General features: G+C 64.2%; 22 protein-coding genes and 1 pseudogene. 12 read left to right on the top strand and 11 right to left on the bottom strand.

Translation table 11 applies throughout. The annotated features are described in order from the left end of the window. Nucleotides 1–49 precede the first annotated feature (49 nt). Complete coding sequence (locus NKI85_RS06800; protein ID WP_352527081.1) at nucleotides 50–460, bottom strand: SRPBCC family protein; 411 nt, start codon at nucleotides 458–460, stop codon at nucleotides 50–52. After that, a complete protein-coding gene (locus NKI85_RS06795; RefSeq protein ID WP_352527080.1) occupies nucleotides 457–780 on the bottom strand; it encodes an ArsR/SmtB family transcription factor in 324 nt (107 codons plus the stop codon). Before NKI85_RS06795 ends, NKI85_RS06800 begins: the two co-directional genes overlap by 4 nt. Before the next feature lie 609 nt (nucleotides 781–1,389). Here NKI85_RS06795 and NKI85_RS06790 point away from each other — a divergent pair. From NKI85_RS06790 to NKI85_RS06780, 3 genes and pseudogenes are all read left to right on the top strand, one after another. Further along, nucleotides 1,390–1,968: a TetR/AcrR family transcriptional regulator gene (locus NKI85_RS06790; RefSeq protein ID WP_352527079.1), complete on the top strand. Its 579-nt coding sequence runs from the start codon at nucleotides 1,390–1,392 to the stop codon at nucleotides 1,966–1,968. An 86-nt stretch (nucleotides 1,969–2,054) separates the two neighbouring features. Next, nucleotides 2,055–3,344 carry a beta-ketoacyl-ACP synthase II gene (gene fabF / locus NKI85_RS06785; RefSeq protein WP_352776444.1) on the top strand — a complete coding sequence of 430 codons (1,290 nt, stop codon included), beginning with the start codon at nucleotides 2,055–2,057 and terminating at the stop codon, nucleotides 3,342–3,344. An 87-nt stretch (nucleotides 3,345–3,431) separates the two neighbouring features. Continuing rightward, nucleotides 3,432–4,161: pseudogene (locus NKI85_RS06780) on the top strand (NADPH-dependent F420 reductase). A 93-nt stretch (nucleotides 4,162–4,254) separates the two neighbouring features. Here NKI85_RS06780 and NKI85_RS06775 read toward each other — a convergent pair. The 3 genes from NKI85_RS06775 to NKI85_RS06765 all read right to left on the bottom strand — a co-directional run bounded on the left by NKI85_RS06775 (nucleotide 4,255) and on the right by NKI85_RS06765 (nucleotide 7,322). After that, nucleotides 4,255–5,511: an RNA polymerase sigma factor gene (locus NKI85_RS06775; protein WP_352776442.1), complete on the bottom strand. Its 1,257-nt coding sequence runs from the start codon at nucleotides 5,509–5,511 to the stop codon at nucleotides 4,255–4,257. A gap of 85 nt (nucleotides 5,512–5,596) precedes the next feature. Continuing rightward, the gene (locus tag NKI85_RS06770) at nucleotides 5,597–5,989 is read right to left on the bottom strand and encodes a YciI family protein (RefSeq protein WP_352776440.1); all 393 of its coding nucleotides are present in this window, start codon (nucleotides 5,987–5,989) and stop codon (nucleotides 5,597–5,599) included. A 397-nt stretch (nucleotides 5,990–6,386) separates the two neighbouring features. Next, nucleotides 6,387–7,322: a GNAT family N-acetyltransferase gene (locus tag NKI85_RS06765; protein WP_502896060.1), complete on the bottom strand. Its 936-nt coding sequence runs from the start codon at nucleotides 7,320–7,322 to the stop codon at nucleotides 6,387–6,389. A gap of 209 nt (nucleotides 7,323–7,531) precedes the next feature. Here NKI85_RS06765 and argE point away from each other — a divergent pair, with 209 nt between their 5' ends. From argE to NKI85_RS06735, 6 genes are all read left to right on the top strand, one after another. Continuing rightward, a complete protein-coding gene (gene argE, locus NKI85_RS06760; protein WP_352530278.1) occupies nucleotides 7,532–8,656 on the top strand; it encodes an acetylornithine deacetylase in 1,125 nt (374 codons plus the stop codon). 116 nt (nucleotides 8,657–8,772) lie between these two features. Next, nucleotides 8,773–9,696 (top strand): 2-hydroxyacid dehydrogenase, encoded by a 924-nt coding sequence (locus NKI85_RS06755; protein WP_352530276.1) that lies wholly within the window; start codon nucleotides 8,773–8,775, stop codon nucleotides 9,694–9,696. A gap of 24 nt (nucleotides 9,697–9,720) precedes the next feature. After that, nucleotides 9,721–10,077, top strand: a complete 357-nt coding sequence (locus NKI85_RS06750) for a cupin domain-containing protein (RefSeq protein WP_352530274.1) — start codon at nucleotides 9,721–9,723, stop codon at nucleotides 10,075–10,077. 158 nt (nucleotides 10,078–10,235) lie between these two features. Next, on the top strand, nucleotides 10,236–11,699 hold the full coding sequence (locus tag NKI85_RS06745) for an aldehyde dehydrogenase family protein (protein WP_352530272.1): 1,464 nt from the start codon (nucleotides 10,236–10,238) through the stop codon (nucleotides 11,697–11,699). Between the two features lie 16 nt (nucleotides 11,700–11,715). Next, nucleotides 11,716–12,759 (top strand): tartrate dehydrogenase, encoded by a 1,044-nt coding sequence (locus tag NKI85_RS06740; protein WP_352776435.1) that lies wholly within the window; start codon nucleotides 11,716–11,718, stop codon nucleotides 12,757–12,759. A gap of 16 nt (nucleotides 12,760–12,775) precedes the next feature. After that, on the top strand, nucleotides 12,776–14,233 hold the full coding sequence (locus NKI85_RS06735; protein ID WP_352530268.1) for an NAD-dependent succinate-semialdehyde dehydrogenase: 1,458 nt from the start codon (nucleotides 12,776–12,778) through the stop codon (nucleotides 14,231–14,233). A 15-nt stretch (nucleotides 14,234–14,248) separates the two neighbouring features. Here NKI85_RS06735 and NKI85_RS06730 read toward each other — a convergent pair whose 3' ends face one another. Together NKI85_RS06730 and NKI85_RS06725 are read right to left on the bottom strand one after the other, a co-directional pair. Then, nucleotides 14,249–15,526 (bottom strand): NAD(P)/FAD-dependent oxidoreductase, encoded by a 1,278-nt coding sequence (locus tag NKI85_RS06730; protein ID WP_352530266.1) that lies wholly within the window; start codon nucleotides 15,524–15,526, stop codon nucleotides 14,249–14,251. Between the two features lie 13 nt (nucleotides 15,527–15,539). Then, a complete protein-coding gene (locus NKI85_RS06725) occupies nucleotides 15,540–16,208 on the bottom strand; it encodes a haloacid dehalogenase type II (RefSeq protein WP_352530264.1) in 669 nt (222 codons plus the stop codon). 308 nt (nucleotides 16,209–16,516) lie between these two features. Here NKI85_RS06725 and NKI85_RS06720 point away from each other — a divergent pair, with 308 nt between their 5' ends. Beyond that, nucleotides 16,517–17,353, top strand: a complete 837-nt coding sequence (locus tag NKI85_RS06720; protein ID WP_352530262.1) for a GNAT family N-acetyltransferase — start codon at nucleotides 16,517–16,519, stop codon at nucleotides 17,351–17,353. Nucleotides 17,354–17,367: 14 nt separating this feature from the next. Continuing rightward, nucleotides 17,368–18,741, top strand: coding sequence for an aspartate aminotransferase family protein (locus tag NKI85_RS06715; protein ID WP_352530260.1), 1,374 nt, complete (start codon nucleotides 17,368–17,370; stop codon nucleotides 18,739–18,741). Nucleotides 18,742–18,768: 27 nt separating this feature from the next. Here NKI85_RS06715 and NKI85_RS06710 read toward each other — a convergent pair whose 3' ends face one another. Next, entirely contained in the window at nucleotides 18,769–19,245 is a 477-nt protein-coding gene (locus NKI85_RS06710; RefSeq protein ID WP_111548027.1) for an Lrp/AsnC family transcriptional regulator, read from the bottom strand. Nucleotides 19,246–19,580: 335 nt separating this feature from the next. Here NKI85_RS06710 and NKI85_RS06705 point away from each other — a divergent pair, with 335 nt between their 5' ends. Continuing rightward, on the top strand, nucleotides 19,581–20,906 hold the full coding sequence (locus NKI85_RS06705; RefSeq protein WP_352530257.1) for an NAD(P)/FAD-dependent oxidoreductase: 1,326 nt from the start codon (nucleotides 19,581–19,583) through the stop codon (nucleotides 20,904–20,906). A gap of 4 nt (nucleotides 20,907–20,910) precedes the next feature. Here the strand turns inward: NKI85_RS06705 and NKI85_RS06700 are convergent, their stop codons facing one another. Genes NKI85_RS06700 through NKI85_RS06690 form a run of 3 tightly spaced genes read right to left on the bottom strand, consistent with a single transcriptional unit; the run spans nucleotide 20,911 to nucleotide 24,544 of the window. Continuing rightward, nucleotides 20,911–22,737: an ABC transporter ATP-binding protein gene (locus tag NKI85_RS06700; RefSeq protein WP_352530255.1), complete on the bottom strand. Its 1,827-nt coding sequence runs from the start codon at nucleotides 22,735–22,737 to the stop codon at nucleotides 20,911–20,913. Beyond that, nucleotides 22,734–23,600, bottom strand: a complete 867-nt coding sequence (locus NKI85_RS06695; protein ID WP_352530253.1) for an ABC transporter permease — start codon at nucleotides 23,598–23,600, stop codon at nucleotides 22,734–22,736. The genes NKI85_RS06700 and NKI85_RS06695 overlap by 4 nt, the downstream gene beginning before the upstream one ends. Continuing rightward, complete coding sequence (locus NKI85_RS06690) at nucleotides 23,597–24,544, bottom strand: ABC transporter permease (RefSeq protein WP_352530251.1); 948 nt, start codon at nucleotides 24,542–24,544, stop codon at nucleotides 23,597–23,599. The genes NKI85_RS06695 and NKI85_RS06690 overlap by 4 nt, the downstream gene beginning before the upstream one ends. Nucleotides 24,545–24,593: the final 49 nt, after the last annotated feature.

The raw sequence follows: 24,593 nt of genomic DNA, 5'->3' as shown, positions 1-24,593 counted from the left end.
GACGTGCCGCTCTGGAACAGAGCCCTTGCTTGAATAGCGCCGGCGGACCTCAGTCGGTTCGCGCCAGAACCTCCTCCAAACTGTCAAAGAATCTCGGCCAGCCAACTTTGGCGCCCCGGAAGTAAGGCTGCTGATCCGGCCGGAAGCCCGACTGCTCCATGCGCAAGCGGGCTCCGGCGCTTGTAGGAGTGAGCGTCCAGGAGACGACACTCTTGAGATCCTTGGTATCCCACGTGTAAGTCAGCGTTCTGTTCGGCTCGACCGTCTGGACCTGACATTCGACAGAGCCCCAGTCTGCGTGAAGATTGAAACGGTGGTCCGCGACAGGCTTGAAGTCGTTTTTCATTAGCCACTCCTCGATCAGGTGTGGTTGCGTGAGCGCGCGCCAGATCTTCTCGGGCGGATAAGCGATTTCCCGTTCGACGACGACGGAGAGCGTTTCGGTCGACGTTTGGTTCACTGGTCCATCCTTTTGAGCAGGTCTTCGAGGTCATCGAACCGGCTCTGCCAGAACCCGGTCATCTGGCTTGTCCAGTCGATCAGGGGGGCAAGCGCAGCGAGCTGCGCGCTGTAATGGGTCTGCCGTCCTGCATGGCGGTCGCGCACCAGCCCGGCCTGCCTCAAAACCCCGAGATGCTTCGACACGGCCGGTTGCGAGATCCCGGCGCGAGCCGTCAGAGCCCCGACCGTCTGCTCTCCTTCGCGACACAGCCGCTCAAAAATAGCGCGCCGAGTCGGATCGGCAAGCGTTCTGAAGAGCACATCGTGAGCGTTTGGCATTGGGATCGATAACCCTTCGGCTATTGATCGATGCATAACCACCGGGATATGTGTGAGTCAAGCCAATTCGTCAGGGTAGCGTGGCCGATCTGGACAGGCCGGCGTCTGCCCAGACGTTTTCTCGGCTAAGCAAAGCCTGGTCGCGCCCTACCCGGATCACACCAACCAGTCCGCCCATCAAGGGTGAGAACAGCGGCTACGGCGAGGCCAATGCGAGGAGCCGATTCCAGCGAAACGAGCGAGAAAAGCATCGTCATGATGACAGCGCCCGTCGTCTGCCCAACAAGGCGGGCCGTGCCCTGCATGCCGCCAGCGGCGCCACTCCCCTCGCGTGGCGCCAAAATGAACATGTTCCGGTTATTGGCAGTCTGAAAGAACCCAAGACCCAGCCCGCTCAGCATGGTGAACGGCACGATTGGCAGAAGATTGCCTTGCAGCGGCCACATACATGCGAGCGCGAGCCCGGCGGCATACACTGCCTGCCGCACATATCCATGCCGTCGAACCAGCCTGACGATCGGAACTTGCTGCGTCGGGTGCGCCAAATAGATTGCAATCGAACACTATATGTAATAGATGTCGATCGCAATCTAATTGTGGAGGTCGACGATGCGCGTCAGTCGCATTCAGGCAGAGGAAAACCGGCAGACGGTGATCAATGTGGCGAGCCGCCTTTTTCGGGAGCACGGCTTTGACGGTGTCGGCCTTAAGGACCTGATGAAGGGTGCCGGCCTGACTCAGGGCGCGTTTTACAAGCAGTTCGCGTCAAAGGACGACTTGGCGGCGCAGGCGTCCGGGCGGGCGCTTGAGAGCGCCTCCCGGCGATGGTCAGCCGCGGTCGCAGCCAATCCGCAGGACCCGCTTGGCGCGGTGATCGCGTTCTACCTCAGCATGGAGCATCGCGCAGAAAGGATGGACGGCTGCCCGATCGTTGCGCTCGGCTCAGATGCTGCCCGGCAGGGCGTCGATGTGAAGGCGTCATTCGAAGCCGGGATCAAGGCGCATCTCGAAATCCTCGGCCGTTTGATCGGCGAGACGAACGGCGAGGAGCGCAAGGGTAAGGCCTTGGCCATTCTCGCGACGATGGTCGGTGTGCTGACGCTATCGCGCTCCGTCAACGACCCGGACCTCGCCCGGGCCTTTCTGGATGCGGCAAGCGAACAGGTTCACGCAGCCGTCGTCGCCTGAAAGGAAACGCAACGTCGCCGCGTGCAAGTGTCCGCACAGCCACGGCGTGGGCCGCTGGCGGCGCACCCAAATTGCTAGGAGAATAGATGCGACGGATTGTTGTTACAGGCATGGGAGCGGTCACGCCCCTTGCTGCAGAGGTCGAAGCGTCCTGGTCGCGTCTCCTGGCCGGTCGCTCGGGCATCCGAAGGCTTCCGGACGATGTGGCGGGAGACCTGCCGGCGAAGGTCGGCGGAATGGTTCCCTCCTTGGAAGACGACCCCAAAGCTGGTTTCGATCCGAATACCGCCTTTGCGCCGAAGGACCAGCGCAAGGTGGACCGCTTCATTCTCTTCGCGCTGGCGGCGGCACAAGAGGCGCTTGCTCAGGCGAGATGGGCACCCATCTCGGAAGCGGATCGCTTGCGCACAGCCACGATCATCGCCTCGGGCATCGGAGGATTCCCCGCCATAACCGCGGCAGTGCGAACGGTCGATCAGCGCGGCGTCCGCCGTCTATCGCCCTTTACGGTGCCATCCTTCCTGGTGAACCTCGCGGCGGGCCACATCTCGATTCGCTACGGCTTCAAAGGTCCGCTCGGCGCACCGGTGACCGCGTGCGCTGCCGGCATCCAGGCGATCGGCGATGCGGCTCGTCTTATCCGCGCCGGTGAAGCCGATATCGCCGTGTGCGGCGGAACGGAAGCATGCATCAATACCGTCAGCCTCGGCGGTTTTGCTGCGGCTCGTTCGCTTTCGACCTCCTTTAATCACCGTCCGGAGCAGGCCTCTCGCCCATTCGATACGTCGCGGGACGGCTTTGTCATGGGCGAAGGAGCCGGCATCCTGGTCGTCGAGGCATTGAGCCATGCGCTTGCGCGCGGCGCCAAACCGCTCGCCGAGCTCGTCGGCTACGGCACGACGGCGGACGCTCATCACGCCACATCCAGTCCCGAGGACGGCGACGGTGCGCGCCGAGCCATGGAGATCGCGATTGCCCAAGCCGGCATTTCGGCGCGTGAGGTTCGCCACCTCAATGCGCACGCGACCTCCACGGCAGTCGGTGATCTGGGAGAAATCGAGGCGATCAGAAGGCTCTTCGGCGCAGATTTCACCATAGCTGTCAGCGGAACAAAGTCGGCGACCGGACACCTGCTTGGCGCCGCCGGCGGACTTGGGGCCATCTTCACGATCCTGGCGCTCAGGGACCAGGTGGCGCCCCCGACGCTCAATCTGAGAGTTCCCGACCCGGCGGGCGACGGCATCGACTTCGTCGCAAACCAGGCGCGGCCGATGGCGATGGACTACGCGATCTGCAATGGCTTCGGCTTCGGAGGAGTCAACGCCAGCGCGTTGTTCCGGTGCTGGACGGACAAGCTGGCCGGGGCGAGCGCATAGCAGGAGCTGTGAGCGCGTTCGGGAGGTAGCAATTGTGGCGCTGCGCGGACAAGGCAGGCGCTCTCACTTTTCACGAAAGGACATCTAATGAAGATCGGAATCCTCGGCGCGGGAGCCATCGGCGCCACTTTGGCACGGAAGCTTGCCGCCAGCGGCCACGAGGTCAGGCTCGCCAATTCGAAGGGGCCCGACACCATTCGCGACCTTGCCCGCGACGCAGGAGCTAGGGCTGTGTCGAGGGACGAAGCCGTGCAGGGCGTGGAGGTGATCGTTGTTTCGATCCCGTTCGCGAATTATCCCGATCTCGCCAGCCTCTTCAACGAGGTGTCCGCCCACGTCGTCGTGATCGACACCTCTAACTATTACCCGTTCCGTGACGGCGTGGTCGCCGAGGTCGATGGCGGCAAGCCTGAAAGCGTCTGGGTGAGTGGGCAGATCGGTCGTCCCGTCATCAAGGCATGGAACGCCGTGCTGGCTGCAACGCTGGCCGAGAGAACCGGCCGGGGCATCTCGGCGTATCGCAATTCCGGTTGCCGGTGACGACCCGAGGGCCAAGGCCACTGCCATGGAGCTGGTCGAGGCCACCGGCTTTGACGCGCTAGACTCTGGGAGTCTCAGTGAGTCCTGGCGTCAGCAGCCGGGCACCCCGGCCTATTGCACGGAACTGACGACGAACGAGTTGAAATCGGCGCTGCAGTCGGCCGACCGGTCTCGTGCGCCTGGCAATCGCGACGCACTACTCAAGGAATTCATGGCGGCCGGCGGCAAGCTGACCCACGATGAAACCGTCGCCCGCAACCGGGCGGTGACCGCGTGAGGCCTCGACCAATCCCCGCGGCCACAGCGCCCGCTACATCCACCGTGGGGAAGCCCAGCCCGGGCCGCGCTTCAGACACAGAGATCGACGCTGTCAACCACAAGCGTCTGCGCGGGCGAGGAGAAAGGCCGCTTCCCGCACATTGCGGGTGAGCTTGGCCGCAGCCTCGAATTCGGCGCGGGCCTCGGCCAGTCGGCCCGCCCGAAATAGAAAGTCGCCCCTCGCCGCCGGCAATGGCGCGTAGTTGCGCAGGGCGGCGGCGTCGGCAATCTCGTCTACCAGCCGCAGGCCCGCTTCAGGCCCGAAGGCCATGCTGTGGGCGACCGCTCGATTGAGATCGACCACCGGCGAGGGCATCACTGCTCGCAGCCGGTCGTAGAGCGCTGCGATGCGGGGCCAGTCGGTATCGGCCGGACTGCGCGCGCGCGCATGGCAGGCTGCAAGCGCGGCTTGCAACGCATAGGGGCCATCGCCCCCGAGAGCTTCGGCGCGGGCCAGCGCGTCAAGGCCTCGGCGGATCAGCAGCTGGTCCCAGCGTGCGCGATTCTGCTCGGTCAGCGTTACGAGGGCGCCGTCCGGCCCGATGCGTGCCGACAGGCGCGATGCCTGGATTTCCATCAGAGCGAGCAGACCGAACACCTCGGCATCCTCGGGCATCAGCCCCGCCAGCATGCGGCCCAGCCGTTGCGCCTCCAGGCACAGGCCCGGCCGGACAAGGTCGTCGCCCGCCGTGGCAGCATAGCCTTCATTGAAGATGAGGTAGATAACCTCCAGCACCGAGGAGAGACGCGCCGCACGCTCGGCGCCGCGCGGCACCTCGAAGCTCAGTCCGGCCTTTCCGATCGTCCTCTTCGCGCGGACGATGCGCTGGGCGATGGTCACCTCGCTCGACAGGAAAGCACGGGCGATCTCGTCAGTCGTCAGACCGCCGATGACACGCAGCGTGAGCGCCGCACGCGCGTCGGCCGAAAGTACGGGGTGGCAGGCTGTGAAGATGAGGCCCAGCAGCTCGTCGCCAAGATCATCGTTAGTGGCCACTTCGATCACCTCGGCAGAGTCGTCGCACTCGCCGTCCAGCTCACGCGCGATCTCTTCATGCTTGCGCTCATGCATCTTGTCGCGACGGATCGCGTCGATGGCGCGGCGTTTGGCGACCGTCATCAGCCAAGCGCCGGGATTGGCCGGAACGCCGGTCCTGGACCATTCGGACAGGGCTATGACCAGGGCGTCCTGCACCAGTTCCTCTGCAAGGTCGACATTGCGCACGAAGCGAACCAGGCCCGCGATGAGCCTGGCCCGTTCAATGCGAAAAATCGCTTCGATCGCCTGATGCGTCTCGCCTGCAGTCATGCTGTCTTGTTGGCCAAAGCCATGAGGGAGGCAAGCAGATTGCGGCCGACAGTCTCAGTTGCCGCTGCGCTTCTCGCGCATCCGGTCATGGATTTCCGTGACCTCCGGCGTCAGGTTCCCATTGCCAATCAGCCATCTCGTACAGCGGCCGGATTTCGATCTCGCTTGGTCCCGGCATGGGATTGGGGCAGCGCTTCACCCAGGCAACTGCCTCGTCCATGTTCTTGACTTCCCAGAGCCAAAAGCCGGCGACCAGCTCGCGGGTCTCGGCGAAAGGCCCGTCGATGACGGTACGGCGGGGACCATCGAACGCAACGCGCTTGCCCTGCGAGGAGGGCTTGAGGCCGTCGGCGTCGAGCAAGATGCCAGCTTTGCGCAGCTCATCGTTGAATCTGCCCATCGCCTCCATCGCCTCCTTCGCCTCGGGCGTGGGAAGAAAGCCCTTTTCGCTGTCCTCGGTAGCCTTCACCAGCACCATCACACGCATCGTCTGTCTCCTTGTTTGAGCCGGCCTCATCGGCCTGGCATCGGAACGACGAACGGAGTTTTAGGAAATCGACATCGTCCTGCAATTTTTTTCGACGGTTGCGGCGCAGGGCGCCAATGCCGGGTCCAGGTCAGGGGTCGCGATGGCGCGATATCGAGAGTGGGCGCAAAGCGGACCGCCGATTGCAAGTAATTCTACGCCGGAGTCCTCCCGACAGCGTTAGGCGCTTTACCCGTCACTGACCAACTCGGCCGGTTGACCTGGCGAAATGAACCAGCGTCGATTCCACTATCGCAGGCTGTTGGGCGTGTGATCCGATTCGGGTTATGCGCTGTCGACGGGCCGACTCTCCCACGACGGACGATCCCGTCGTCATTTCAAGAAAAGATCAGCCAAAGGCCTGGCTGGCCAATGCGTAGGTGACTGGCAACATACCGGTATCCTGTTCGCTTGCGACAGCCCACGGCCGGCCAAGCCACATGCTGGTCACCGTATCGTAGACCGGCAGACCTGACCGCGCCACGAACTCCGGGAACGGGCCCGTCTCCTGCCGCGTGTCGAGGCGCAGAAATTGCCCGACGTGCTCCGCGACATGCGGCCCCGTGACGGCAATCGCATCGTCATCCGTCGCGGCCACCACCGGCCCGACAACATGGCCGCGTCCGAAAGGACGACAAAGAGCGAAAGCCTGGATGCGGCCTTCGCGCAGAAGCGCCACGCCCTTCGAAACGTCCAACAGCCGTGCCATCAGCGCGGAACGATCAGTGCCGTAGGCGCTGCGATCGAGAGCCACGAGTCGGGCTAGATCGGAATGCTCGATGTTGCGCAAGGTAGCTCCGGCAGGCAGCAATGCGGATGCGGGCATCACCGCGTCGCCCTGGCACTGGTAGACGAGCCGCGCGGGAGCAAAACCAAGAGACAGATAAAGACGGCGCGCCGCTCGGGTGGCGTTCAAGCCTAGGCTGCGCGAGCCGACCCGCGCCAATACGTTGTTCATGATCCAGCGGCCGGCGCCATGGGCCTGCAAGCGCGGCGAGGTGATGACCATGCCAACCGTGGCGAAGTTCGCTCCGAGGGGAAACCACATGGCGGTGGCCACGACCCGCCCGATTTCGTCCTGAGCCGCTATTCCTTCGCCGATTTCCAGCAACATCTGCCAGTCTTCGGCCCGATGCGGCCAGCCGACGCTGATCGAAAGCCCATGCAGCTCTTCAAGCTCAACGTTGGCGATGTCGCCGACCTTCAACTCGAAAGAACTGAGCCGGATGGATTCCGCTGCCTTCAACGACGCCTCTCGGGGCAAATTTGATGGACCTGACTTCATCGAGTCAAGCATAGCCATCTAAATCACAGAATCCGCTTCAGATGAGGCTGTAGTCGAAACTTTTCACTGTAGATCAACGGCTTTCCGCATCCAGGATTTGGAGCGCGTCTCTATGTTGAAGCGGAAGGCTCCCGGAATCGCCCGCCAGTTTGCCGCAGAGGATCCGCAATGTCTCCTTTCGTCCGACACCGTACCCGCGAGCAAGCAACATGACGGCCGAGCAAATCCTGGCCCAGCTTATTGCCTTTGCCTCGGTCGTCGGCCAGCCAAACTGGGCGATCGTGGAATGGATTGCCAACCATGCCGAAGGTTGCGGCGCGAAGGTAACGATCCTCCCCGGACCGGAAGGCGACCGGGCAAACGTGTTCGCCACTTTTGGCCCGGCAGACGTGCCGGGTTTCATCTTGTCCGGTCATATGGATGTGGTCCCGGCCGAGGAGCCGGGCTGGACAACCGATCCGTTTGTGCTGCGCGCCGAGGGAAAGCGGCTCTACGGACGCGGCACCAGCGACATGAAAGGCTTTCTGGGCTGCGTTCTGGCCGCCCTGCCCGTGTTGGCGGCCAAGCCTCTTCTCCGTCCCATCCATCTAGCCTTCTCCTATGACGAGGAAGCCGGCTGCCGCGGCGTGCGGCATCTGATCGAACGTCTGCCTCAGCTCTGCGCAAAGCCGCTAGGCTGCATTGTCGGCGAGCCAAGTGGGATGCGCGCGGTCCTCGCCCATAAAGGCAAGGCCGCGGCGCGTGTCGAAATTCGCGGCCGTTCAGGCCACTCCTCGAGACCCGACCAGGGGTTGAACGCGATCCATGCCATGGCCGCGGTCCTGGCCGGGGCTGTGCAAAGCGCCGAAGCACTCAAGGCAGGGCCTTTGGATGCAAGTTTTTCGCCGCCCTATTCCTCGCTCCAGGTTGGCGTAATTGGCGGCGGACAGGCGCTGAACATCATTCCGGATTTCTGCGCCGCCGAGATCGAGGCGCGCGCCATCGCTGGCGTCTCTCCCGCCGCATTGCTGGCTCCCCTGCAGGCCGCAGCGGCAGACCTGAGCATTCAGGGGTTCGATATCAGTTGGGACATGCTCAGCGAATATCCGGCGCTCTCACTCGCCGCCGAAGCGCCGCTCGCCAGCCTGCTGCGGGACCTGTCGGGGCAAGAGCCGCTAGCCGCAGTGAGCTACGGCACCGAAGCAGGGCTTTATCAGGCGGCGGGAATAGAGGCGATCATCTGCGGGCCGGGCGACATCGGTCGTGCACACCGGCCGGACGAATACATCGAGATCGGCGAGATGGCCGCTTGCCAGCGGATGATCGAGGATCTGGGGGAGCGGCTTCGCTCCTGAAGCCTTCTCGACTGGTGATGAATTTCAGCGCGATCTGCCGTCAGGCTCGACCGCTTCAACGCATCCTGCGGCGCTGCGTCAGCCAAGCTCGATCATCGCTTGCCAAGGAACCTCGAATGGCTTTCCTGATCAATTCCGATCCCGAGCGGGTCCGGATTTTCGCGGACGAGTTCGCTCGCGAATTGCCGGGACTGCGTTTTGCTGCCGACCCTGCCGCGGTCAACAAGGCCGAGGTCCGTTATCTGCTGACCTGGTCGGCACCCGAAGATCTCGGCAGTTTTCCCAATCTGGAAGTGCTGTTTTCGATCGGTGCCGGCGTCGACCAGTTCCGCACAGACCTCCTGTCCGCGAAGGTCAAGCTGGTGCGGATGGTCGAGGAAGGCATCATCCGCATGATGCAGGAATATGTGACACTCGCAGTGCTGGCGCTGCATCGCGACCTGCCGGGCTACCTTGCCCAGCAGGCGCGCAGCGACTGGCGGGCTCGTCCAGTGCGGCAGGCGCCGGACCGGCGGGTGGGCGTGCTCGGCCTCGGCATGCTGGGGTCGGCGGTCCTCGATCGGCTGCGGCCCTTCGGCTTTGCGCTGTCGGGCTGGAGCCGCTCCGCGCGCGACATCCCCGGCATCCGCTGCCATAGCGGCGAAGCGGGGCTGAAGACCTTTCTCTCCCAAACCGACATTCTGATCTGCCTCTTGCCGCTGACCGCCGAAACACGTGGTTTCCTCAATGCCAGTGTGTTCGCCAGCCTGCCTGCCGGGGCGAGCCTGGTGCATGTCGGACGCGGGCCGCAACTCGACCAAGCAGCTCTGCTTGCCGCACTCGACAGCGACCATCTTGCGGGGGCGATGATCGACGTGACCGATCCCGAGCCCTTGCCGGCCGACCATCCGTTCTGGCGCCATCCCAAGATCCTGCTGACCCCGCATGTGGCCGGCGTCACGCAGCCGGAGACGGCGGCAAAAGCCGTGGTCGCCAACATTCGCCGGCATGAAGCCGGACTCGATCCCATCGGTCTCGTCGACCGCAACCGGGGTTACTGACCCTCGCTCGACAAAGGAAATCCCATGTCCCTGCTCAAGACAATCGATCCGAAGCCGCTCAACGCGCCGCGGGAATCAAAGGCGCTGCCCGACCGCCTGATCTCCGGCGATCCCTCCTTCAAGACCTGGGCGCAAGACACCGCACGCGACGCCACGATTCACACCGGAATATGGGAGGCGACACCGGGCGAGACGCGCTCCATCAAGGGAACGACCTTTGAATTTTGCCATATCCTCGAGGGCGTGATCGAGCTGACGGAAGACGGCGGCAAGACCAACACCTATCGCGCAGGCGACAGCTTCGTCATGAAACCGGGTTTTACCGGAATATGGCGAACGGTCGAGACCGTGCGCAAGATCTACGTCACCGTCACTGACTGATCTTCGCGATCGCCCTTCGGTGGCAGCCCTATCCTCCGAAGATTGCGCTGAAACAACGTCGTGAAACGGGATATTCCATCGCCGGCCCCGTCGCGGTCGATGCAAACTGCGCTGCGATGACGGCTAGAGTGCCCCTGTCCTCAAGACAAGGCGACACCATGTCCCTCAGCTTCGATCCCGACGCCCTTGCGTTCCCGCATGGCCACTTCATCGGCGGACGGCTCATCCCCGCAGCCGGCGTGCTGCCGATGCATCGCCCGTCGGACGGCGCGGCCTATGCGGACTGTCCGGTGGCCGGCACCGACGTCGTCGACCAGGCCGTCGACGCAGCAAAGCACGCACTCAAGGACAGTGGCTGGGCAGGCCTGCGCCCGCGCGAACGCACCCGTGTCCTGCAGCGCTGGGCCGACCTGATCGAGGCCGAAGCCGAGACAATGGCCCGACTGGAGGCCGTCGCGTCCACCCGCCCCGTCGGCCAGCTCATCGAAGGTGACATCGCGATCACGGCCGAGCAGATCCGCTTTTTCGCCGAGTTCGCCGACAAGGAAGGCGGCGACCTGGTGCCGACCGCCGACGCCAGCCTGGGAATGATCCTCACCGAGCCCTACGGCGTCGTCGGTGCGATCACGCCGTGGAATTTCCCGCTCTCGATGGCAGGCTGGAAGCTGGGGCCGGCGCTGGCCGCGGGCAACGCCGTGGTGCTGAAGCCCTCCGAGATGACCCCTTTCTCAGTGCTCTACATGGCCGAACTCTCGGTTCGGGCCGGCCTGCCTGCCGGGCTCATTAACATCGTTCTGGGCGACGGCCCGACTACCGGCAATGCGATCACCGGCCATCCGGAAATCGGCAAGATCAGCTTTACCGGATCGACGGCTGCCGGTGCCGCGATCATGCAGAACATCGCCCGCACAGGCATCAAGCCGATGACCCTGGAATTGGGCGGCAAGAGCCCGCAGCTCGTCTTTGCCGATGCCGATCTTGATCTCGCGGCCAGGGCCGTCGCGCAAGGCATTCTGTCGAATGCGGGGCAGGCCTGTGTGGCAGGTTCGCGGCTGATCGTGGCCGAAGCGATCGCTGAGCCGTTGGCACAGGCCATCGCCGCGCACATGGCGGCAATCCGTCCCGGCCCGACCTGGGACGAGGCGACGCGTTATTCGCCGATCATCTCGGAACGCCAGCTCGGCCGGATCGACGCCATCGTCCAGGCCGCCGTCAGTGCCGGCGCCGAATGCCTCGTCGGCGGCAAGCGGCTCGACCGGGAGGGCTATTTCTACGCGCCGACACTGATCGGGGGCGTCGACCAATCCTCCCCCGCGGTGACTGAGGAGATTTTCGGGCCGGTGTTGACCCTGCAGACATTTGCCGAGGAGGAAGAAGCAATGGTCCTCGCCGACCATCCGACCTATGGGCTCGCCGCTGGTGTCTTTACCCGCGATCTTTCCCGCGCCATCCGGGTAACGAAGCGCCTCCAGGCCGGCACCATCTGGGTCAACCGCTACAACCGCTCCCGCGACCACATCCTGTCGACCGGCGGCTACAAGCGCTCCGGCATCGGCAAGGATCTTGGCCGCGAGGCCTATCTCGCGAACCGCAAAAGCAAAAGCGTGCTGATCGACCTTTGATGCTGAAGGACGGAATATGAAGAGCTATTCCATCGCGTTGATCCCCGGCGACGGCATCGGCAAGAGCGTCACCGACGCGGCCTGGCAGGTGCTCGAGGCCGCGGCCAGGGGCTCCGGCTTCGCGCTGCAGGGCCAGCACTTCCCCTGGTCCTGTGCCTACTACAAGCAAACCGGCAGGATGATGCCGGAAGACGGGATCGAGACCTTGCGCGGCTTCGACGCGATCCTGCTCGGCGCAGTCGGCTGGCCGGCGGAAGTGCCGGACTCGGTGTCTCTGTATGGGCTCCTTCTGCCGATCCGCAAGGCGTTCGTGCAATACGCCAACATCCGGCCGCACCGGCTGCTGCCCGGGGTCGAGGGACCGCTGAAGGCCGCAAGTTTCGACATCCTCTGCATCCGCGAGAATACCGAGGGCGAATATTCCGGCGCCGGCGGCCGCGTGCACCAAGGCACCGGCGATGAGGTCGCGGTGGAGACCTCGATCTTCACACGCAAGGGCGTCGAGCGGATCCTGCGCTTTGGCTTCGAGCAGGCGCGGTTGCGGAAGCGAAAACTCGCTTCGGTGACCAAGTCGAATGCGCAGAAATACTCGATGGTGTTCTGGGACGAGGTGACGGCGCGCCTTGCCACCGAATATCCGGACATCCAGGTCACCAGCTACCATATCGATGCCATGGCCGCGCGGATGGTGATGGCGCCGGAAAGCCTCGACGTTGTCGTTGCCTCCAACCTGTTCGGCGACATCCTCACCGATCTGGGCGCGGCGATCCAGGGTGGCCTCGGCTTCGCCGCCTCCGCCAACATCAATCCGGATCGCAGCGCGCCTTCGATGTTCGAACCGGTTCATGGCTCAGCCCCCGACATTGCCCATCTCGGCATCGCCAACCCGATCGCTGCCATCTGGTCCGGGGCGATGATGCTTGGCCATCTGGGCGAGCATGACGCGGCAGCGAGGGTGATGGCGGCGATCGAAGCCGCGACCGCGCGCGGCATCGGCACGCGGCCGGGCGAGGACCGGACCGAGGTGATCACCACGGCCGTGCTGGCAGCACTTGCCTGAACCGGGAGGGAAAGACATGAAAGAATTGAACGACAAAGGCCTGTTCCGGCAGCAATGCCTGATCGCCGGCGGGTGGCAGGATGCGACCTCACGCGCCAGCGTCGAAGTGATCGATCCCGCCGCCCAGGCAGCGATCGGCTCGGTCCCCGATGTCGGTAGGGTTGAAACCCGCGCGGCGATCGAGGCGGCGCAAGCGGCCTTCGGCCCATGGCGTGCGAAAACGCACGCCGAGCGTGCCGCGCTGCTGGAAGCATGGCACATGCTGATGATCGAAAATGCGCAGGACCTGGCCCGCATCCTGACGCTCGAGCAAGGCAAGCCGCTGGCGGAGGCGCTTGGCGAAATCCGCTACGGCGCCTCTTTCGTCAAATGGTTCGCCGAGGAGGCGCGCCGGATCGGCGGCAGCACCATTCCCTCGCCGACGCCGGATCGGCGGATCGTGGTGCTGAAGGAACCGGTCGGCGTCTGCGCCATCATCACGCCGTGGAACTTCCCCAATGCCATGATCACAAGGAAAGTCGCGCCAGCGTTGGCGGCGGGCTGCACCGTGGTGGTCAAGCCTTCGGAATTCACCCCGTTCTCGGCGCTGGCGCTCGGCGTGCTGGCGGAGCGCGCCGGCATTCCCGCCGGCGTCATCAACATCGTTACCGGCATGCCAGCGGACATCGGCGCCGAACTGACGGCCAACGAAACGGTACGCAAGATCTCCTTCACCGGCTCGACCCGCGTCGGATCGTTGCTGATGCGCGGGGCGGCCGACAGCATCAAGCGCCTCAGCCTCGAACTCGGCGGCAACGCGCCGTTCATAGTCTTCGACGACGCCGATCTCGACCTCGCCATCGAGGGTGCCATCGTCTCCAAGTTCCGCAATGGCGGGCAGACCTGCGTCTGCTCGAACCGTCTCCTCGTGCAGTCGGGTGTCTACGACGCCTTCGCCAGCAAGCTCGCCGCGCGGGTTTCGGCGATGAAGGTGGGGCCAGGCACCGAACCCGGCGTGGAGATCGGACCGATGATCAACGCCGCCGCCATCGACAAGATCGACCGGCATGTCTGCGACGCGCTGGCCAAGGGCGCCCGCGTGCTGTCGACAAGTCCCGCGATGCCTGAGGGCAAGCAATATGCGACGCCGATGGTGCTGGGCGATGCGACGGCGGACATGCTTCTGGCCGGCGAGGAAACCTTTGGTCCGGTCGCGCCGCTGTTCCGCTTCGAAACCGAGGCCGAGGCCATCACTCTTGCCAACGGCACACCCTACGGTCTAGCCGCCTATTTCTACAGCGAGAGCCTGAAGCGGTCATGGCGGGTGGCGGAAGCGCTTGAATTCGGAATGGTGGGGCTGAATACCGGCGCGATTTCAACCGAGGTCGCCCCGTTTGGTGGTGTCAAGCAATCGGGCCTGGGACGCGAAGGGGCGCAGTGCGGCATTGAGGAATATCTCGAAATGAAGAGCTTCCATATCGGCGGGCTGAGCTAGCCAGTCCAATGGCCGTTACTGAAAGCGATCGAGCGTCTTATAGTAGAGACCGACGAGCGGCAGGAACCAGGGCTTGCCGAAGTGACCCGGGACCGCGGGCCACCCAAGACCGGCGACCGGGTTGCGATCGGCCTTGCCCAGAATGGCGTCGGCGATGATCATTCCCATGTGGGTGGACATCTGCGCGCCGTGGCCGGAATAGCCCATGGCGAACCAGAGACCGTCGGCAAAGCCCGCGCGCGGGAACCGATCCTTTGTCATGTCCACCAGCCCGCCCCAGCAATAGTCGATCTCGACCTTGGCCAGATGCGGGAAGATCTGCGCCAGGCTTGCGCGCAGAATCGCGCCGCTCTTTTCGTCCGACTGCTGGTCGGAGGTGGCCGAAAATCGCGCGCGTCCACCGAAGATCAGCCGGTTGTCCGGCGACAAGCGAAAGTAGTTGCCTACATTCAGCGAGGTGACGAAGGTCCGGTTGCCCGGCACCGTTGCCGCGATCTCGGCCGGGGAAAGCGGCCTCGTGGCAATGATGAAACTGCCGACCGGCACGATGCGGCGGCGGAAGTAGCCAAAGGCACTGGTGGTATAAGCGCCTGTCGCCAACAGGACATTGTCGGCGGCGACAGTGCCTCTCGGTGTCGTCAGCTCATGCCGGCCCGCGGCCGACCGGTGCCCGGTCACCGGCGTGTTCTCGAAAATCGTTGCACCCTGCCGCACCGCGGCCCCGGCGATGCCAGAGACAAACCGTCCCATATGCATCATCGCGCTCTTCTTCGACAGCATCGCGCCATGGAATACGGACGAGCCGATCTCGCTCTTCAGATCAGCTGCCGTCAGCAGTGCGGTGTCGGGATCGACCTCGCGGTTGACGGCTGCAAAATTGCGGGCGATTGCCTCGAAATGCGCCGGCTTGGAGGCAAGCTTCAGCTTGCCTGAGCGGCGGAAGTCGCAATCGATCGCCTCCTCCGCCACGATGCGCTCGATCGTATCGACGGAATCGTCGAAGGCGCGATAGAGCGCCACGGCACGTTCGGGTCCCAGTTCGGACTTGGCGGCGAGAAAACTATGGGCGAGGCCATTGTTGAGATGGCCGCCATTGCGGCCCGAGGCGCCGCAGCCGACGCGGCCCGCTTCCAGTAGGACCACCTTGGCGCCTGCCTTGGCCAGGTGCCGCGCCGCCGCCAGCCCGGTGAAGCCGCCGCCGATGACGGCCACGTCGTAGCGACCCTCGGCCGGTCCTTCGGCCGCTCCTGCGAAGACCGGAGCGGTATCGTGCCAGTAGGACTCGAACTTCATCGCCAAGACTCCATCAGAGCCCGACAACCCCGGGCAGGCCCGAGATGTCCTTGATCTCGGTGTATTCATAGTAGGGGTTGGCGGGCTCATGGCCGCGATTGACCCAGACCTTGTGCTTGATGCCCAGATCATAGGCGGACATCAGGTCGTAGCGGAACGACGAAGAGCAGTGCAGCACGTCCTGCGGACCGCAACCCAGCATGTCGAACATGTATTCGAAGGCTTGGAAGCGCGGCTTGTAGGCATTGGCCTGCTGGGCGGTGTAGACGGCGTGGAAGGGTGCACCGAGCTTTTCCACATTCGACATGATCTGCTCGTTCATCGCGTTGGACAGGATGACCAGCGGGATTTCCTTGGCGACCTTTGCCAGACCAGCCGGCACGTCCGGATGCGGGCCCCAGCTCGGCACAGTCTCGTAGATGGCACGCGCGTCCTCGGCGCGGAAGGCCACCCCGTTCTTGCGGCAGGTGCGTTCGACGGCATTGTGAATGACTTCGTTGTAGGGCTTCCAGTCGCCGAGGATTTCGTCCAGCCGGTAGGCCGCGAAATTCTTGATGAACTGCGCCATCTCCGGCGCGTCGAGCTGGGGTCCGTATATCCTCTGCGCGGCCTCGGCCATCTGGAAGTTGGTAAGCGTGCCGTAGCAGTCGAAGGTGATGTATTTGGGCCGGAACTGTGACATGTCGCGAAAGTCCTTCCAAATTGCGGTGCGGGCCTGGACTGCATCATAGGCAGAGGCATCCCCGTTCGATCACCGCAATTGCAGCCATTGAAAGCAGAATGTTTCGTATCATTGCTGCCGGGGCGGAAAGTTGTGCCGTCGCCGCCACCTCAGGGGAGCGGACGTTCCATCGCGGTCGTCAACCTGCGGCAGAAGATGCGGCGAGCGCCGCAAGGGACGGCGGAAGATACCGCGCCCGGCACGTCGTCGGGACGATCTTCTTTGCCGACGGGTCTATCACAGGGCAGCGAACCGTCGGAAATGAGCTCATGCAGACAGACGAAATCACACTCGTGGATTTTGCCCCCGAGCATCTCGATGGCGCGGTGGCTTTGTCGTCCCAGGCGGGCTGGCCGCACAGGCGGGAGGACTGGGCGATGGGGCTGGCGCTCAGCGCCGGCTTCGTCGCATTGGAGGGCGAGCGGGTTGTCGCAACCACGCTGGTCACACCATACGGCAAAGCTGCCGCCACCATCAACATGGTAATCGTCGATGTTGCGATGCGCGGCCGGGGCATCGGGCGCAAGCTGATGGATCTTGCCCTGCAAGCGAGCGAAAGCCGCGAATGCCGGCTGGTGGCGACACGGGAAGGCCTGCCACTTTACGAAAAGCTCGGCTTCCAGGCGACCGGGGCGGTATTGCAGCATCAGGGCCTGCTCGCCGAGACCCTTGCCGGCGAAGGCGTCGAGTGGGCGACGGCGGACGATGCCGCTGCATTCGTGGAGCTGGACCGTTCGGCCTGCGGCATGGACCGCGGTGGTCTGATCAGGCTGCTGTGCGAACAGGCGCGCATCGCCGTTCTGCGCCGGGAGGGAAAGCCCGTCGGTTTTGCGGCGGTGCGCACCTTCGGCCGCGGCAAGGTCGCGGGGCCGGTCGTAGCAGAGACATCTGAGGCCGCCCGCAGCCTGCTCTCATTCCTTTTTGCCGCCAGCCCCGGCACCTTGTTGCGTGTCGATACATCAGAGAGTTCAGGGCTGTCGCCGTGGCTTGCCGGACTGGGCCTGGCCAGGGTGGGAGGCGGGATCACCATGCGCAGGGGCGACCCCGCTTCCCGGCGGGCGCCACGCGTCCAGACCTTTGCCCTGGCCAGTCAGGCCCTTGGCTGAACCCGGAGGAAAACATGCGGAGCAATTCCTTGATCGAACTCGACCGCGCCCATCTGGTGCATCCGGTCGCCTCCTATCGCGGCCATGAGAAGGCCGGGGTACGCGTCCTGCAATCCGCCACCGGCGCCACCGTCACCGATGCCACCGGCCATCAGATGATCGACGGCTTTGCCGGCCTGTGGTGCGTGAACGCCGGCTATGGCCAGGAAAGCATCGTCGAAGCGGCGACCCGGCAGCTGCGCGAATTGCCGTATGCCACCGGCTATTTCGGCCTCGGCTCCGAACCGGCCATCCGGCTGGCGGCGGAACTTGCCGAGCGGGCGCCGGGCGACCTCAATCACGTCTACTTCACGCTTGGCGGCTCCGATGCCGTCGATAGCACCATCCGTTTCATCCATTATTACCAGAATGCCAGGGGCATGCGGCAGAAGAACCAGTTCATTTCGATCGAACAGGGCTACCACGGCTCGTCAACGGTGGGTGCGGGGCTCACCGCCTTGCCTGCTTTCCACGCCGGCTTCGGCGTGCCGCTGGACTGGCAGCACAAGATTCCGTCGCACTATGCCTACCGCAATCCGGTAGGAAGCGATCCGCAGGTGATCATCGCCGCCTCGGTCGCCGCACTACGCCATAAGGTGGAAGAGCTCGGCCAGGATCGTGTGGCGGCCTTCTATGCCGAACCGATCCAGGGTTCCGGCGGCGTGCTGGTGCCGCCGCCGGGCTGGATGAAGGCGATGCGCGATCTGTGCACGGAGCTGGACATCCTCTTCGTCGCCGACGAGGTCATCACCGGCTTCGGCCGCACTGGACCGCTGTTTGCCTGTTCCGAGGACAACATCGTCCCGGATCTGATGACCACCGCCAAGGGCCTGACCTCCGGTTATGCGCCGATGGGGGCGGTTTTCATGTCAGACCATGTCTACGACACGATCGCGGACGGCGCGGGCGAATCCGCCGTCGGCCATGGCTATACCTATTCCGCTCATCCCGTCAGTGCGGCTGTCGGCCTCGAGGTTCTGCGGCTCTATGAAGGCGGTCTGCTGGACAACGGCCGCAAGGCAGGAGCCCGGCTGATGTCGGGCCTCGAAAGCCTAGCCGACCATCCGCTGGTCGGCGACGTGCGCGGCCGTGGCATGCTGGCGGCGATCGAGCTGGTCGTCGACAAGCAACGCAAGACCCCGCTTCCACCAGCGGCCAATCCGTCGCGGCGGATATTCGACCGCGCCTGGGACAACGGGCTCATCATCCGGGCTTTCGGCAATGGCGTGCTGGGTTATGCCCCACCGCTCTGCTGCACGGAGGCCGAGATCGACGCCATCGTCGATCGCACGCGCATGACACTCGACCAGACGCTGGAAGACCCGGACGTTCGCGCCACCATGGCGTGAACCCGAAGCGCGTCACTGCATGGCCTGCTACAGCGGAAACAGGCTCTTGAGCGGCATGTAATTTTTGACGATCGGCGACTTCAGCACGACGAAGCTGAAGTACTTGTCGATGCCGATATCCATGTCCGTAAGCCGCTCCATGATCGCCTGATATTCGGCAATCCCGGCGGTGACGAATTTCAGCAGATAGTCGTAACCGCCGGAAACGAGGTGGCATTCGACCACCGAATCCACCTTTTCAACAGCGGCGAGGAAGCGCGCGAAGTCGATCTGGCGGTGGTTCCTCAGCGTCACCTCGGTGAAGACGGTGAGCGTCTGCCCCAGTTTTGCGATGTCTATCTGGGCGGAATAGCGGACGATATAGCCTTCGGCCTGCAGCTTCTTCACCCGCATCAGGCAGGGGCTGGGCGAGAGATTGACCAGCTCCGCCAATTCCACATTGGTGATGCGGCCGTTCTTCTGCAGTTCGTAGAGGATCTTGATGTCGATCCGATCGAGTTTCATGCACGGTCCAAGGCAAAGGCTCGGCACGGCGCCGGCGGATCTGATCGAAGCATATTATGCCGAAGCCGAGCAGGAGCAAGGACAAACACCCGCTGCCGCTTTCGGCAATTCCAGGAAACCTGCACCCAAGCGCGCGTTTGAACGGATTTGTACGATGTCCTGAGGTCTTCGTTCTATGCATTTCGTCGGCCTGCCGCGCGCTTTTGCTCGATTGCGGTAGCAGAATCCCCCGCTGGCAGAGCTCTTGACCAAAGGAAATGCTGCGGCCCGTCGATCTGTGGCAATCGTCGCCTCGCCCGGAGCAGTAGAGTGGTCGCCGCTGCCGGAGATTTCGCATGCCCTCCCCGCTTCTGCATATCGAGACCACGCCAACCTTGCCGGCGGCGGCCGATGTCGTCGTGATCGGTGGCGGGATCGTCGGCGCCTTCGCGGCATATTATCTCGCCCGGCGCGGCTTGCAGGTGGCCTTGCTGGAAAAGGGCCGGATCGGCGCCGAACAGTCCAGCCGAAACTGGGGCTGGTGCCGGCAGCAGAACCGCGACGCCCGGGAACTGCCGATGGCCACGGCAAGCCTCGCACTCTGGGAGCAGCTTGCCAGCGAAATCGGCGAAGATCCGGGCTTTCGCCGTTGCGGGCTCCTCTACCTCAGCAACGACGAGGCCGAGATAGCCCGCTGGGCCCGCTGGCGTGATTTCGCCCACGGCGTCGGCGTGACCACGCATATGCTCAGCCCCGACGAGGCAAGCGAGCATGGAAAAGCCACCGGCCAACGCTGGAAGGGCGGCGTCTTTTCACCTTCCGACGGAACCGCCGACCCCTCCCGCGCAGCACCCATAGTGGCGCGTGGCGTCCTGAAGGCCGGCGGAAGTGTCCATCAGATGTGCGCCGCGCGCGGCATCGAGACCGAAGCGGGCCGGGTCAGCGCGGTGATCACCGAGGCGGGCACAATCCGTACCAGGACAGTGGTGCTGTCGGCGGGCGCATGGGCCTCTTCGTTCTGTCGCCAGCTCGGCGTACGCTTTCCGCAAGCCTCCGTCCGCTCTTCGATCCTTTCGCTCGCACCCGGACCTTCGGGGCTGCCGGATGCGCTGCACACTGCCGAGATCTCGGTCACCCGCCGCGGCGACGGCGGCCACACGCTGGCTATCAGCGGCCGCGGCAGCCTTGATCCGACGCTGCAGCAGCTGCGTTTCGCCCGCGAATTCGTACCGATGTTCGCCCGGCGCTGGCGCAGCCTTGCTCCCGGCACCTTGCAGGGATGGCAATCGGGACACGAGAGGCTGGCCCGCTGGCGGCTCGATGCGCCGACGCCGATGGAGCACAACCGCATTCTGGACCCGCGCCCCGACCGGGGATTGATCCGGGAAACACACCGGCGCGCCTGCGCGTTGCTGCCGACGCTGCAAAATGTGCCAGTCGCGGCCAGTTGGGCCGGCTATATCGACAGCACGCCGGACGGCGTTCCCGCCATCGGCGAGGTCGAGGGGCTGCCGGGCTTCATCCTGGCGGCCGGCTTCAGCGGTCACGGCTTCGGTATCGGTCCTGGCGCGGGCCACCTGATCGCCGATCTGGCAACCGGCTCGACTCCTGTGGTCGATCCCATGCCCTATCGCCCGGAGCGGCTCGATGCGTCCGCCTGGGGCAAGGTGGCGGAGTTCTGACGAGCTAGGCGCCCACGCCCATTGCCAACAATTCCCGCTCCTCCAGATGGCAAAGGATTTCGCTTCCCTTCGACAGGTGACGAATGGGCGGCGCCAGCACGTCGCAAACTCCGAGCTTCCTGACCGGGCATCGTGGCACGAAGGGACAGCGGTCGGATCGCGCCAAGACGGGTGCGACGCCCATTTCCGCCGAGGCAGCCTTTTTGCCGAGGCCGTCCAGCCAGCCTGTGCGCAATTCGGGGATCGAGGACACCAGAAGGTCCGAATAGGGATGGAGCGGCGCCGCACGCATTGCCGCGCGGCTGCCGGCTTCGACCTTGCGCCCGGCATAAAGCACCATCACGTCGTCGCAGATCGCGCGCACCGTCGACAGGTCGTGGCTGATGAACAGATAGGAAAGCTTCAACTCCTTTCGCAACTCGGCCAGCAGATCGAGAATAGCCGCGGCGACCACGGTGTCGAGGGCTGACGTCACCTCATCGCACAGGATCAGCGCCGGCTCGGCAGCGAGCGCGCGGGCAAGGTTGACGCGCTGCTTCTGGCCGCCGGATAGTTCGCCCGGAAGCCGTTCGGCAATGTTGGCCGGCAGATGCACGAGGTCGAGCAGCCGGCGCACCCTGCGGCTGCGCTCGGCACCGTTCACGTTATGATAGAAGGTCAGCGGCCGGCCCAGGATCTGCCCGACCGAGCGGGTCGGATTGAGGGCCGTGTCGGCCATCTGGAAGACGATCTGGATGTTGCGCAATTGATCCCTGGAGCGCTGCGCCACGGATCCTGCCAGGGTTTCGCCGCGGAACTTCACCGTTCCGCCGGCAGCGGGAAGCAGTCCGGCGATAACGCGGGCCAATGTGCTCTTGCCGCAGCCGGACTCGCCGATGACGCCGAGATTGGTGCCCGGCTGCAGGCTGAGGCCGACATCGTTGAGCACCGTCACATTCGGCAGGCCGTCCGGACGGGACTTGCCGTATCCGGCGACCAGCCCCTCGACCTCGAGCAAGGGCAGCTCCCGCGTCATCTCGGCAGGCGGAGCGGCCTGGGCGTGCACGGCGGGATTGGCCGCGGCGAGCAGACTGCGGGTGTAGGGACTTTGGGCGTCCGTCAGAATCTGCCCGGTCGGAGCGCTTTCCTGAATGGAGCCATCGCGCAGCACGACGATGTGGTCAGCGATCTGCGCCACCACCGCCAGGTCGTGGGAGACATAGACGCCGGTGGTGTTGCGCTCGCGGATCACCGACTTGAACGAGCGCAAAACCTCGATCTGGGTGGTGACGTCGAGCGCCGTCGTCGGTTCGTCGAAGATCACCAGCTCCGGTTCAGCGATCAGCGCCATCGCCGCCGCCAGGCGCTGCAGCTGGCCGCCCGACACCTGGTGCGGATAGCGTGACCCGACCCCTTCGGGATCGGGCAACGCCAGCGCGCGAAACAGCTCCACCGCCTTCGCTTCCGCTTCTGCTCGCGGTGCCAGCTTGTGGATCATCGCGCTTTCCACAACCTGCGACATGATCGTTCTCGCCGGGTTGAAGGCGGCTGCCGCGCTTTGCGCAATATAGCTGACATTGCGGCCGCGGATCTTGGCCTTTTCTGCTTCCGACAGGGACAGGATCTCACGCTCGCCGATCCGGATCGAGCCGCCGGTGATGCGGCAGCCGCTGCGGGCATAACCCATCAGGGAAAGCGCAATCGTCGTTTTGCCGGAACCGGACTCACCGATTAACGCGACGACCGTTCCGCGCGGGACCGTGAAGCTGATATCGTGGACGATCGGCGTCTCGCGGCCGCTGTCGCTACGGGCGATGACGCGTAGGTTCTTAACTTCGACGAGCTCGCTCATGGCAGGCGATCCCGCAGGCGGCGCGGAAGATTGTCGATCGCTAGATTGACGCTGATGGTCAGCGAGGCGATGGCGAGCGACGGCATGATCACGGCAGGCGCCCCATAGGCCAGCCCGGATACGTTCTCGCGCACCAGCGCTCCCCAGTCGGCGTTGGGCGGCTGTACGCCCAGACCGAGAAAGCTGAGACCGCTCAGCAACAGCACGATGAAGACGAAGCGCAGGCCGAAATCCGCCAGCACCGGCCCGATCATGTTGGGCAGGATCTCTTCGCGAACCGTGTAGACGAAGCCTTCGCCACGCGCCTTGGCGACCTGCACGAAGTCGAGCTCGTTGATGTTGACGGCGAGCGCACGCGCTATGCGGAAAGAGCCGGGAAAATAGAGAAAGGCGAGCGTTCCCACCAGCACCGGAAGCGAACTGCCGATCGCCGCTATGATCACGAGACCGAACATCAGGTGCGGGATCGCAATCAGTGCATCTATGCCGCGGCTGACTATCGTGTCGAACCAGCCGCCGAGGACCGCGCTGATCATGCCTAGTGCGACGCCGATGGTACAGGCGATAAAGGCGGCCGCAATCGAGACGCCGACCGTGTATCGCGCCCCGAGAATGATGCGGCTCAGCATGTCGCGTCCAAGGTAGTCGGTGCCGAGCGGATAATCGCGGCTCGGCGAGGTGAACACGTCCATGCTGACGATCTTGCCGATCGGGTACGGCGCAAGCCATGGGCCGACGAGCGTAATCACGACCCAGAACAGTATGATGCAGAAGCAGACCGCACCGACCGCGGAGATGGTCAGGCCGCCTGCGCCAAACGTCGTTCGCCGGCTCTCGGGAATGATATCGGTGTGCTTGGTCATTTGTATCGCAGACGCGGGTTGGCGAGGATCGCGCATATGTCGGCTACGGTCACGAGGGCGAGATAGCCGAAACAGAAGATCATCGCGCAGGTTTGAATGAGAGGCATGTCGCGGGTGGCCACCCCGTCCACCATCAGCTTGGCGATGCCCGGGTAGTTGAAGATGGTTTCGACAATGATGACGCCGCCAAGCAGATAGGACAGGCTGAGCGCGACGGCATTGGCGATCGGACCGATCGCATTGGGCAGAGCGTGCGTCAGCACCGCACGAACCCGGCCGGCGCCCTTGAGCGTCGCCATCTCGACGAATGGCTGGCCGAGCGTGTCGATCAATGCGGCGCGGGTCATGCGGATCATCTGTGCCGAGACGACGAAACTCAGGCTGATGACCGGCATAGCGAAGACACGCAGCAATTCACCCAGCGAATGCACGTCGTTTGCGAAGGAAAGTGCTGGAAACCAGTGCAGGTGCACGGCGAAAACCAGCACCGCAATCGTGGCGACCATGAATTCCGGCACCGACACGACCGCGATCGTGGCAAAACTGACAAGCCGATCGTAGAGCGTGTTTCGCCACATCGCCGCGGTGATCCCCAAGGTAAGGGCGATCGGAACGGAAAAGGCGGCGGTGACGCCGGCAAGCAGTAGGGTATTGTGAAGGCGGCCGCCGATCAGCGTGACGATCGGAATGTCGTTGACCAGCGACGTGCCGGGATTCCCCGTCATCATCCCACCCAGCCAGAAAATATAGCGAAGCACCGCCGGCTGATCGAGATGCATCGCCTTGCGCAGGCCGGCGACCGCTTCAGGCGTGGCGGCCTGACCCAGAACGATCTGCGCCACATCGCCCGGCAGCATGTTGGTCGCCACGAAGACGACCACCGAAACGATCAGCAGCGTGAGCAGGGCCACCCCGAGGCGGGTCAGGATCATGCGCGTTATCATGCCGTGCAACTCCAGCGGAATGCGGGCGAAGCGCGAGTGGCGAGCCACC

Origin of the sequence: Mesorhizobium sp. M0571 (assembly GCF_040320985.1) — a bacterium.
In the GTDB taxonomy this organism is placed as follows: domain Bacteria; phylum Pseudomonadota; class Alphaproteobacteria; order Rhizobiales; family Rhizobiaceae; genus Mesorhizobium.
Note: the sequence above shows the minus strand (reverse complement) of the source record. Positions and strands in the feature narration are given on the sequence as shown.